Raw genomic sequence first — 11,126 nt, forward strand, 5'->3', positions numbered from 1 at the left:
CGCGCCCGCTTCGACGCCTCGGTCTCCTTGGGCGCACCCAGGCTCTTGCCCTCGGCGTCGACGACCGACAGCCACGGCGAGTACGGGACGCGGATCAGCACCCGCCCCGGCCGGGTCACCTCGATCGTCAGCTCGCCCTGTTCGGCCGCGTCCACGACCGCGTGCGGCTCGGCGAGCGGCGTCGGGTCCGTGACGGCGAACAGCTGCCAGTTGGCGTCGCCCCACACCTGCTTGAGATACGGCAGGCCGCGCCGCACCAGCTGCCGCTCGCGCTCCGCGCCCTTGCCGTCCGGCTCCCCCTTGGGCAGCACCACGTAGTGCACGGCCCAACGCCGCAGCCACTCGCGGTAGTTCGCCGAGTTGAGGGTGTCGTCGTAGAAGAGCGGGTTGCGTTCCATGTCGGCCTGCCGGTTCCAGCCGCGCGCCAGGTTCACGTACGGGGCGAGCGCGGAGGCCTCGCGGTGCGAACGCGCGGGCACCACTTCGACGCGGCCGTGCTCGGCCTTGACCTCCTGCAACTCGTTGACGAGCGGCGCCAGTTCGCGGGCCCAGGAGGCGGCCGGTGTCGTCCGCACGACATCGTCGACCGACTTGAAGCCGATCCACGCGTTGAAGGCGACGAACGCGACCACGAGGACGTACCACTTGCGCGAGCGCTTCACCGTGAACGGCAGCGCCGCGAGCAGCGCGACGCCCGCGAACAGCATCGGGAGCCGGGTGATGTTGGAACCGATCTGCGAACTGATCAGCCACACCAGGAGTACGGCCAGGGCGTAGACGGCGGACGTGATCCGCACCGTCACCCACCCCTTGGGTACGAGGACGCACACGACGACGCCATACACCATCGGCAGCAGCGCCGACCAGAACGACATCGGCTGCGTACCGGAGAACGGGAACAGCCACGCCGAAAGACCGACGACGGCGGCGGGCGCGAGCCCCAGCGCGTACGCCCCGGGCCGCCGCTTCTGAAGGAACAGGGCCACGGCGACGAGCCCCACGAACAGGCCCGCCACCGGTGAGCACGCCGTCGCGATCCCGGCCAACGGCGCCGCCACGGCCGCCTTCGCCCAGCGCTTGTAGCGCCAGCGGTACGGCCAGCAGAACACCGCGGCCGTCGCCGCGAGCCCGAACATCATGCCGAGGCCGAACGTGACGCGTCCCGACGCGGCGTTGCAGAGCAGCGCGAAGACGCCCGCGAGGGCCGGCCACAGGGGCTTCGCGACCACCCGCGTCCGGATCAGGATCATGGTCAGCAGCGCCGCCGAGAGCGTGCCCGCGCCCATCATCGTCGTGCGCACGCCGAACACCGACATCAGATACGGCGAGACCACGCTGTACGAGACCGGGTGCATGCCGCCGTACCAGGCGAGGTTGTACGCGGAATCGGGGTGCCGGCCGACGAACTCGGCCCAGGCGTCCTGCGCCGCGAGGTCTCCACCGCTGTTCGCGAAGGTGAAGAACCAGATGAGGTGGACGAGCGCGGCGGCGACCGTGGCGAGGGTGACGGGGTGCCGGACGAAACGGTTCAGGCGCGTACCGGTGGGTGGGGTGTCGGTGCTAGAAACTCCTGCGGACTGCTCGGGGAACCGTATCCGGGGGCGACCCCCGCCCGACCCGGGCTTCGCGTCGTCGGCGCGCGTCGGCCTCGCTGTGGCCACTCCCTACACTCCCGTTTACCCGTGTGCCGTTGTGAATGAACGGGTGGGCGTCCCCCGCCTGCCCGGTCTCGCGACGCTAGCACGGCGTGCGCGGACGGGCGCCGTGGGAGACCGACGGGCATCGGCCTCCCACGAGCGGAACCCGGGAGCGGTCCCGGGGCCGGTCAGCCGACGCGGGTCAGCTTCGCGCCGAATCCGGGTTCGGTGAGGCCCTTCTGGAGGGCCACCGGCACCTCCACGGCGCCGCCCTCGCCGTCGCCGACCTCGAGCACGCCGACCGTCTCCCCCGCCTTGCCCGTGTGCGGCACGGACTTGCCGTCCTGGTCCGCGAGTTGCAGGTGGACGGTCTTGCCGGCCCAGCCGACGGCCTTGACGTCCTTCGTGACCGTGACCGGGGTGCGGCCGCCGAGCTGATCGTCGACGTAGCCGACGACGTCACCCTTCTTCAGGACCGTCGACGAGGTGACGGCGTCCTGCGCGGCGAGCATCGCGGTCTTGCTGACCGCGTTGACCGTGTCGATGATCGGCGCCTTGTGCTGGCCGAGGACCGCGCCGACGACCGTGACGGTCGAGCCGCCCGCGTCCTTGGTGGCGGCGAAGAGCAGGTTGCCGCCGGCCTTGGTGGTCGTGCCGGTCTTGATGCCGATGGCGCCGTCGTAGGGCACGAGGCGGTTGTAGTTGGTCCACTTCTTGCCGGACGGGTCGGTCCAGGTGGGCAGCTTGGTGATGTCGGTGAGGGCCGGAATCTGTACCAGCTCATTCCCCAGCTTCACCTGGTCCTCGGCGGTGGAGACGGTCGTCTCCTTCAGCCCGGACGGATCGGTGTACGTGGTGTTCTTCATCCCGAGCTTCTTCGCGGTGGCGTTCATCTTCTTGACGAACGCCTCCTCGGAGCCGGCGTCCCAACGGGCCAGCAGGCGCGCAATGTTGTTCGCGGACGGGATCATGACCGCCGCGAGCGCGTCCTTCTGGGAGATCTTGTCGCCCTCCTTGACGGTGTTGAGCGTCGACTCGTTCTGCCCGTCCGCGTCGTAGCCGCCTTCCTTCTCGGCGGTGGCGTCGACGGTGATGCCGGGGCCGTCGGCACCCGCCTTCAGCGGGTGGTCCTTCAGCACGATGTACGCGGTCATGGACTTGGCGACGGAGCCGATCGGCACGGGCGTCTGCTTGCCGAAGTTGTCCATCGTCCCGATGCCCTGGACGTCCATCCAGCCCTGGCCCTCGCCGGGCCACGGCAGGGACGCCTTGTCGCCGTCGAAGCTGTACGTGGCGTCGGTGGTGAGCGAGAGGGACGGTGTCGGCAGCGGGCGGACGGCCTGGATGACCCCGAACACGATGATCAACAGGATCACGAGCGGCGTCCACACCTTGACCCGGCGCACCGCGGTACGGACCCGGGTCTCGGCGGGCGGCGGGGTGTTGGTCAGCTCGGCGAGCAGGTCCAGCGGGGGCTTCGGCGGCAACGGCTGCTGGGTCGTCCGCTCGGCCGGCTCGACGGTGGGCTGCTCGGCCTCGGGCGGCAGCTCCTTGCCCGTGACCTTCCCTTCCTCAAGCCCCTTGAGCGGCACGAACTTGCTGCTCTTGGCGGTCCCGGCGGCCTTGAGCGTGGTGGTCGGCTGATCCACGGGCTGCGACACGGCCTTGAAGACAGCGGTCTCCTGATCAACAGGCCCACCTCCCTCACGCCGGACACCGGGGCCACTCTTGGCGTCCGACTTGGCGTCGGCCTTGGCGTCGGCGTCGGCGTCCGACGTGCCGTCCGACTTGGCGTCGGCCGCGACATCGGCCGCGGCGCCACTCTTGGCGTCCGGCTTGGCATCGGCCTTGGCACCGCTCTTGGCGTCCGGCTTGACGTCGCCCTCGGCGTGCGGCTTGGCGTCGCCCTCGGCGCCACTCTTGCCGTCCGGCTTGGCGCCACTCTTGGCATCCGGCTTGGCGTCGGCTTCAGCGTTCGGCTTGGCGTCGGCCTCAGCGTCCGACTCGGCACCGGCCTCGGCGTCCGGCTCGGCGCCGTTCCTGCCGTCCGGCCTGGCGCCAACTACCGCGCCACTCTTGGCGTCAGCCTCAGCGGCCGGCTTCGCGTCCGGCTTGGCGTCGGTGTGGCCGTCCGGCTTGGCGTCGGTCTGGCCGTCCGACTTGGCGTCGGCCTCAGCGTCCGACTCGGCACCGGCCTCGGCGTCCGGCTTGGCGCCGGTCCTACCGTCCGGCCTGGCGCCGACTACAACGCCACTCTTGGCGTCAGCCTCGGCGTCCGACTTGGCGTCGGCCTCAGCGTCCGACTCGGCACCGGCCTCGGCGTCCGGCTCGGCGCCAACTACCGCGCCACTCTTGGCGTCAGCCTCAGCGGCCGGCTTCGCGTCCGGCTTGGCGTCGGTCTGGCCGTCCGGCTTGGCGTCGGCTTCAGCGTCCGGCTCGGCGTCCGCCGTGCCGTCACCCTTGGCGTCCGAGTCGGCCTCGGCCTCGGCGGCCGCCGTTTCGGCGGACTTGTTGCCGCCCGTAGCGGCCGGCTTCCCGTCGCCCTGGGCACCGGACTTGGCGTCCGCCTCAGAGGTCGGCCGCGCGTCGTCCTGGGGGCCGGTTTCGGCGTCAGCAGTCGGCTCCCCGTCGCCCTCGGCGACCGGCTCGGCGTCGGACTCGTCGTCACTGTCCGGTTCGGGGGGCGACGTGGTGTCGGCCGTGTCGGACGCGCCGTCCGACCCCGCCCCACCCGCGGAAGCGCCCGGCGGATTTGCAACCGCAGACGTTTCCGCCGGGCCGTCGTCGCCCGACACCCAGGCCGCCACGGCCGCCCGCAGGCGCTCGTCGCCGGCGTCCGGATCCGGGGTCGAGGACCCCGTCTCCCGGTCCACGCCGGACCGCTCCCGCGACACCGCGAGACGCGGATCCTCCGGAGCCGGACCTCCCGACGCCTTGTGCTCTCCCGCCCTGTCGGGGGTCCCCGCCACCGATGCCTCCTCGACCGAATGAACCACTCAACCACTTGTCTCCGGACAGACCAGCCCTGTCCGAACCATGTACCAGTGTCCTGTGTGGGGGCTTAACCCACGTGGTAGACGAGAACGACATACCTAGAGGTTCCCGTCCAAACCCCCCACGCACTCTCGACAGACCAATGTGAGAGGGGTCACCCTGTCATTCATCCACGCGGGGAGGCATGGATGGGCAGGAGCCGCAGAACACTTCCGGAGGAGCTTCTGCTGCTCGCTCTGGACCCGGCCACGGGTACCACAGCGCAGCCGCAGTCGCTCGACCTAGGTCTGGCCGGTGCACAGCTAGTAGAGCTGGCGCTGGCCGGACGGATAGCCCCAGACGGGGATCGTATCGCCGTGGTGGCACCACGGCCGACCGGAGATCCGACTCTGGACTGCGCGTTGGAGTTGCTGCGAAGGCGTGGCGCTCCCGTACGGGCCGTCCACTGGATAGGCGGGCCACGCCTTGGCCTGCGACAGACCTACCTCTCGCACCTGGAGCGGTGCGGCATGGTTCATGCCGTGGCCGGACAGATGTGCGGGGTGCTGCCGACGACTCGCTACCAGGCGACGGAGTCGGCGGTCAGCCGGGAGATCAGGGCCCGGCTGGACAGCGCGATCCGCACCGGGGTCCCACCGGACCCACGGACCGCGGCGCTCGCCTCGCTGGCCCATGCGGTCGGTCTCGGCAAGCACCTGTATCCGGGCAACGAGGGCAGGTCCTCACGCTCCCGGCTGCGGGACCTGATCAGGCACGACCCGATGGGCGGCCTCGTGGCGCACGCCGTGATGGACGTCCAGAACGGTGTGGCGGTACAGCCACGCCGCTCACCGGCCCCCTCGGCGGGTCGGGCCGCACCGGAGCCCGCACGCGGCGTTCCGATGCAGCCACGCCGCGGTTCCATGGCTCGCGCCGTGGCCCATTAGGCGAACCGCACCACCAGCACCACCCGTAGCACCACAGCGCCGCACCGTAGTCCCCAAGAACCGGTCCGGGAGCCGCTGTACCGCGCGGGGTGATGCGCCGGGCGTGAGGACGACGCCCCGGCACGTCACCCCGCGCGGTCGCGTTTGCGCTGCACAGGAGGCACGTGCGAGCCGCATGTGCGTCCCGCGCACATCCGCCATTTCCCAGCGCAGGGCCGCCTCGGGGTGGCAATCTGCTCAGCAGTAGACACGCAACGTATGCAGATCAAAGAAATGCACGTAGCCGGAGGTGCACGTCCGTGGCGTCCAACGTCAATCCCACCGTCAGGCGACGCCGGTTGGGCCAGGAGCTGCGCCGGCTCCGCGAACTCAAGGGCATGACCGCCGAAGAGGTAGCCGAGCGCCTGCTGGTCTCGCAGTCGAAGATCAGCCGCTTGGAGAACGGGCGGCGCAGCATCAGCCAGCGCGACGTACGCGACCTCTGCGGGGTGTACGAGGTCGAGGACCACCGGGTCATCGACTCGCTGATGCAAATGGCCAAGGATTCGCGCCAGCAAGGCTGGTGGCACTCCTTCGGAGACATTCCGTACAGCGTCTACATCGGACTTGAGACCGACGCGGCGTCCCTGCGCGTGTACGAGTCGCAGTGCATTCCCGGCCTGCTCCAGACCCGCGGTTACGCGGAGGCGCTGATCCAGGGCGCGATGCCCGAGGCCTCGCAGACCGACGTCGAGAAGCGCGTGCAGGTCCGCATCCGCCGCCAGGAGCGGATCAACGACGAGGCCAACTCGCTGCGCCTGTGGGTGGTCCTGGACGAGGCGGCGCTGCGCCGCACCGTCGGAGGGACCGCGGTGATGCGCGAGCAGCTGGAGCACCTCGCGGAGGTGTCCGGGCTCCCCCACGTCACCGTGCAGGTGCTGCCCTTCGACATGGGCGCGCACCCGGGGATCACGGGGCAGTACGCGATTCTCGAGTTCCCCGACGCGGCGGACTCCAGCGTCGTCTACATCGAGGGCGTCACCAGCGACCTCTACCTGGAGAAGACGCAGGACGTGCAGAAGTACAGCGTCATGTACGAGCACCTGCGCGCCCAGGCGCTGAACGTGGAACAGTCCCGGCAGTTCATCCTGGAAGCCGCGAAGCGGCACACGCGCTGAGGTCCGACGCGCGTAGCCGAAGGACCAACTCGCGTAACGGACCGCAGAGTTCAGGCCCCAGGTCCGGGCCCCGCCCGTGGGAAAGCGCCGCACGGTACACCTTTCCCACGGGCTGATGGAAGACCCGCCTGGAATATGCCATCCGGTCGAGTGAATGGCCCCACCGCCGCCCCCGGTCGGCGAGTAGCGTCGATCACGCCAACAACAGACAAGGTGTTGGCGCAAAGCCGCGGCAAGTCCGCGGCCCAGCAAGGGATCACTGGCCAGACCGGAGCAGATCATGGCAATCACCAAGGGCGCACAGCCCACGTGGATCAAGTCCTCCTACTCGGCGGGGAACGGCGCGTGCGTGGAGATCAAGTCTCCCGCGACCCACGCCGTGGACGTCCGCGACTCCAAGGACCCGCAGGGTCCGAACCTGGCGTTCGCGCCGGCTTCATGGAGCGCCTTCGTCACGGAGATGAGCCGGGTCGACAGCTGACCCCCCAGCCAACTCCGTGAGACAACCGAACACGCAACACAGCACCACGCACGAAAGCACGATGCACAACAGCAATACGCACAACAGCACCATGCACAACAGCACCACTGATAGAGCCCTCTCGACTGGTCCGCCGTCCTGGCCGAGGGGGCTCGGCGCTGTCCGGGTCAGCGCAGCTGATCGACGTACTGGTCCGTACCCGGCACCGTCGGGATGAACGGGGCCACCAGTTCCACCCGGCCGAGGCCCGACGCCGCGACCGCCTCCCCCAGGCCCCCGAAGTGGTCCTGCCAGCAGTCGCGCGGGTCGGCCTGAAGGAACCAGAGCAGGGTGAGCCGTGTGTCGACGCCCTCGACCTGCTTCACGTACGTCATCTTGTCGCCCGGCAGCGGTGTCGGGCGGAAGGCCGTGACCATCGCGGCGGGCGAGCCGGCGAGCCGCTCCGGCAGGTGCTCGGTGCGCAGCCACTCCAGCAACCGGTCGCGCTGCTCCGGGCCTTCGGAGTCGATCACCTCGACGACCAGGCCCCGGTACGGGTGGTCGAGCGCGTGGAAGTCGCGCGGCCCCTCGTCCCCGTCCCGGTACACCGTCGCCTCGTGGTCCTGGAACGACGTGAAGACGTGCGTGCGGTCCTGGTGGACGCGGTCGTCCCGGTTGAGCCGCTTGTTGATGCCGACGGTCCACTTCATGTGGTCGGCGTAGCGGCCCTCGGTGATCCAGTACGTGGAGATGTAGCAGCCCGCCGTGACCGGCTCGGCGACCGCCGACTTCTCGGGGTAGCGCAGGAGCTGGAGGTCGCGGGTGGCGACCCAGCGGCGCCCGGCGTACATCCACGGCATGGCCATGGCGCCGGCGTAGTAGTGGTCGTCCTCGTACCAGCGGTTGTACGCGTACTCACGGCCCGGATGCGGTTCGACCATCGTGATCAGGGCGTGCCCCGGGCGCACCCCGTACGGCCCGACGGCCGCCAGTTCCGCGTACGTCTCGCTGTGCGTGTCCTCCATGCGGCTCACACCTTCCATCTGCCGTTCGACGCCCATACTCTGACGCCCCGTCAGACATAACGCCAGAGCCGGGAGGCGAACCGATGGTGAATGCGGAACTGCTTGCGGGGAAGACCGTGATCGTCTCCGGGGTGGGCGCGGGGCTCGGCCGCCAGGTGGTGGAGGCCGTGCTGCGCGACGGCGGGAACGCGGTGCTCGGGGCGCGCACCGAGTCCCATCTCGCCGCTTTTGCACGGGAGTTGGACCCGGGGGGCAAGCGGACCGCGTTCCGCTCCACGGACATCGGTGACGAGGCGCAGTGCGAGGCCCTGGCGGATCTCGCGCGCGAGCGGTTCGGGGGCCTGGACGCGGTCGTCCATGTCGCGGCCTGGGACAGCTACTTCGGCGGCCTTCAGGACGCCGACTTCGAGACCTGGAGCAAGGTCATCGACGTGAACCTGCTCGGCACGCTGCGCATGACCCGCGCCTGCCTGCCCGCCCTCAAGGAGCGCGGCGGCTCGGTCGTCCTCATCGGTACGCAGTCGGCGATCGCGGCACCCTCCCAGGTCCGGCAGGCGGCGTACGCGGCGTCGAAGGGCGCCCTGACGAGCGCCATGTACTCGCTGGCGCGGGAGGTCGGGCCGGACCGGGTGCGGGTGAACACCGTGCTGCCCGGCTGGATGTGGGGGCCGCCCGTACAGGCCTACGTACAGATCACCGCGCAGACCGAGGGCGTACCCGAGGAGGAGGTGCTCGGGCGGCTCACCGAGCGGATGGCGCTGCCGGACCTCGCGACGGACGGCGACGTGGCGGACGCGGCGGTGTTCCTCGCCTCCGACCGGGCGCGCGCGATCACCGGCCAGCAGCTCCTGGTGAACGCGGGAGAACTCATGCGGTAGCCGCTCCCCTCGGGGCACCTGCCGATACCGCAGGTCAGCCAGGGTTTACCGGACCCTCCCCGAGTTGTGCCACGTTCTGAATTCTGTCCGGGGTTCATATCCATGACTACAGAACCCTTGACCGGCCCCAAGCACGGAGGTTCAATCCCCCACGTCCCCAACACCCTTACCGGGGGCAACCGTTGTGCAGCGGAACCCCTGGAGGGGGCACATGAACAGTCTCGACTGGGTCGTGCTCATCGCCTACTTCGGCGTGATGGTCGCGATCGGCGTCTGGTCCCACAAGCGCGTCGACAACGTCTCCGACTTCTTCACCGCGGGCGGCAAGATGCCGTGGTGGTTGTCCGGCATCTCGCACCACATGTCCGGCTACAGCGCGGTGATGTTCACCGGGTACGCCGGTATCGCGTACACCTACGGCGTGACGTCCTTCGTCACCTGGTCCTTCCCGATCGCGCTCGGGATCGCCATCGGCGCCCGGTTGTTCGCGCCGCGCATCAACCGGCTGCGCTCGCGCCTGCACGTCGCCTCGCCGCTCGAATACCTCAAGAACCGCTACAACCTCAAGACGCAGCAGGCCCTCGCCTGGTCCGGGATGCTGCTGAAGATCGTCGACGTGGCCGCGAAGTGGGCGGCCATCGCGACCCTGCTGTCCGTGTTCACGGGTGTGTCCCTGAATCAGGGCATCCTCATCACGGGTGTCATCACCGCGGTCTACTGCACGATCGGCGGCCTGTGGGCGGACGCGCTCACCGAACTCGGCCAGTTCATCATCCAGTTGCTGGCCGGGGTCTCGATGTTCGTCGCGGTCGTGGTCGAGCTCGGTGACAAGAACATCGGCTTCTTCGACGCCTGGAGCCGACCCGAACTCCAGGGCCACGGAAAGCCGCTGGTCGGCGAGTACGGAGCGGTCTTCCTGCTCGCCTTCCTCTTCATCAAGCTCTTCGAGTACAACGGCGGCATGCTCAACCAGGCCCAGCGCTACATGGCGACGAGCAGCGGGCGCGAGGCCAAGCGGTCCGCCTACCTGTCCGCCGCGCTCTGGCTAATCTGGCCGGTCGTCCTCTTCTTCCCGATGTGGATGTCGCCGCTGCTCGTGCAGGCGCAGAAGCCGGACGGCTCCGACTCGTACGGCCTGATGACCGAACAGCTGTTGCCGCACGGCCTGTTGGGCCTGGTCATCGTCGGCTTCTTCTCGCACACAATGGCCATGTGCTCCTCCGACGCCAACGCGATCGCGGCGGTCTTCACGCGGGATGTGGCGCCGGCGCTCTCGCGGCGGGCGCGGCAGTGGGACTCGCGCACCGGGCTGATCGCGGCGCGGCTGACGACGGTGATCTTCCTGGCGCTGTCCATGGCGGTCGCCACGCAGGTCAACTCGCCGACGTTCAAGGACATCATCACGGTCGTCATCAAGTGGGTGGCCGGTCTGATGGGGCCGATCGCGATCCCGATGATGCTGGGGCTGCTGCGCCAGTTCCGCAGGTCGGGGCCGACGGCCGCGCTCACCAGTTGGGGTATGGGCCTGCTCGCGTTCTGGCTGGTGAACTATCCGATCAGCTGGAACGTCGAGGGCGGCGTGCCACTCCAGTACCAGGTGTCGATCCCGCTCGCCGTCTCTCTCGTCCTCTACATCCTCATCGGCTACATCAAGCCCGAGGACACCCCGGAGCGCGACGCGATCATCGCGACGATCAACTCCGACGACGACGATTCGGCTGCCGCCACGGTGCCGGTTCCGTCCGGTGCGGGTGACGACGCGATCGCGTCCCGCACGCAAAGCTAGCCGCCCACCCGAAAAGACCGGGGCTCTGCCCCGTACCCCGCTGCTCAATCGCCGCAGGGGCTTGATAGACCAAGCCCCTGCGGCCTCTCCAGCCCCACCGACGACTGAGACGCAGAACCCGAGGCAGAGCCCCGACCTTCCAGCCCCACCGACGACTGAAGCGCAGGGTCCGAGGCGGAGCCCCGATCTTTTCAGCCCCGCCGGCGATTGAGGCGCGGGGTCCGGGGCAGAGCCCCGATCTTTTCAGCCCCGCCGGCGATTGA

Annotated in this window: 8 protein-coding genes; 5 read left to right on the forward strand and 3 right to left on the reverse strand. The window is 69.5% G+C overall.

The annotated features are described in order from the left end of the window. Both ABT004_RS34160 and ABT004_RS34165 read right to left on the reverse strand, forming a co-directional pair. Nucleotides 1-1,661: DUF8823 domain-containing protein (locus ABT004_RS34160; protein ID WP_351344937.1), on the reverse strand; the 1,661-nt coding region annotated here is incomplete at its 3' end. A gap of 164 nt (nucleotides 1,662-1,825) precedes the next feature. Continuing rightward, nucleotides 1,826-4,606, reverse strand: a complete 2,781-nt coding sequence (locus tag ABT004_RS34165) for a D-alanyl-D-alanine carboxypeptidase (protein WP_351344939.1) — start codon at nucleotides 4,604-4,606, stop codon at nucleotides 1,826-1,828. Between the two features lie 213 nt (nucleotides 4,607-4,819). Between ABT004_RS34165 and ABT004_RS34170 the strand changes: the two genes are divergently transcribed. The 3 genes from ABT004_RS34170 to ABT004_RS34180 all read left to right on the forward strand — a co-directional run bounded on the left by ABT004_RS34170 (nucleotide 4,820) and on the right by ABT004_RS34180 (nucleotide 7,195). Then, nucleotides 4,820-5,557: a GOLPH3/VPS74 family protein gene (locus ABT004_RS34170; RefSeq protein WP_351344942.1), complete on the forward strand. Its 738-nt coding sequence runs from the start codon at nucleotides 4,820-4,822 to the stop codon at nucleotides 5,555-5,557. 299 nt (nucleotides 5,558-5,856) lie between these two features. Next, on the forward strand, nucleotides 5,857-6,714 hold the full coding sequence (locus ABT004_RS34175; RefSeq protein WP_351344945.1) for a helix-turn-helix domain-containing protein: 858 nt from the start codon (nucleotides 5,857-5,859) through the stop codon (nucleotides 6,712-6,714). Nucleotides 6,715-6,994: 280 nt separating this feature from the next. Further along, nucleotides 6,995-7,195, forward strand: a complete 201-nt coding sequence (locus ABT004_RS34180; protein WP_351344948.1) for a DUF397 domain-containing protein — start codon at nucleotides 6,995-6,997, stop codon at nucleotides 7,193-7,195. Between the two features lie 167 nt (nucleotides 7,196-7,362). On the opposite strand, the gene ABT004_RS34185 is transcribed toward ABT004_RS34180, so the two are convergent. Then, complete coding sequence (locus ABT004_RS34185; protein ID WP_351344951.1) at nucleotides 7,363-8,199, reverse strand: hypothetical protein; 837 nt, start codon at nucleotides 8,197-8,199, stop codon at nucleotides 7,363-7,365. Nucleotides 8,200-8,282: 83 nt separating this feature from the next. On the opposite strand from ABT004_RS34185, the gene ABT004_RS34190 reads away from it, so the two are divergent. Further along, nucleotides 8,283-9,077 carry an SDR family oxidoreductase gene (locus ABT004_RS34190; protein ID WP_351344954.1) on the forward strand — a complete coding sequence of 265 codons (795 nt, stop codon included), beginning with the start codon at nucleotides 8,283-8,285 and terminating at the stop codon, nucleotides 9,075-9,077. Between the two features lie 211 nt (nucleotides 9,078-9,288). After that, nucleotides 9,289-10,863: a sodium:solute symporter family protein gene (locus ABT004_RS34195; RefSeq protein ID WP_351344957.1), complete on the forward strand. Its 1,575-nt coding sequence runs from the start codon at nucleotides 9,289-9,291 to the stop codon at nucleotides 10,861-10,863. The last annotated feature ends 263 nt before the right edge of the window (nucleotides 10,864-11,126 follow it).

Origin of the sequence: Streptomyces sp. NPDC002790 (assembly GCF_040295505.1) — a bacterium.
Taxonomy (GTDB): Bacteria; Actinomycetota; Actinomycetes; order Streptomycetales; family Streptomycetaceae; genus Streptomyces.

Bases quoted from the DNA above. Each gene is read 5' to 3' on its own strand.
- ABT004_RS34170 (WP_351344942.1), top strand. From the start codon at position 4,820: ATGGGCAGGAGCCGCAGAACACTTCCGGAGGAGCTTCTGCTGCTCGCT.
- ABT004_RS34190 (WP_351344954.1), top strand. From the start codon at position 8,283: ATGGTGAATGCGGAACTGCTTGCGGGGAAGACCGTGATCGTCTCCGGG.
- ABT004_RS34185 (WP_351344951.1), bottom strand. From the start codon at position 8,199: ATGGAGGACACGCACAGCGAGACGTACGCGGAACTGGCGGCCGTCGGG.
- ABT004_RS34180 (WP_351344948.1), top strand. From the start codon at position 6,995: ATGGCAATCACCAAGGGCGCACAGCCCACGTGGATCAAGTCCTCCTAC.
- ABT004_RS34195 (WP_351344957.1), top strand. From the start codon at position 9,289: ATGAACAGTCTCGACTGGGTCGTGCTCATCGCCTACTTCGGCGTGATG.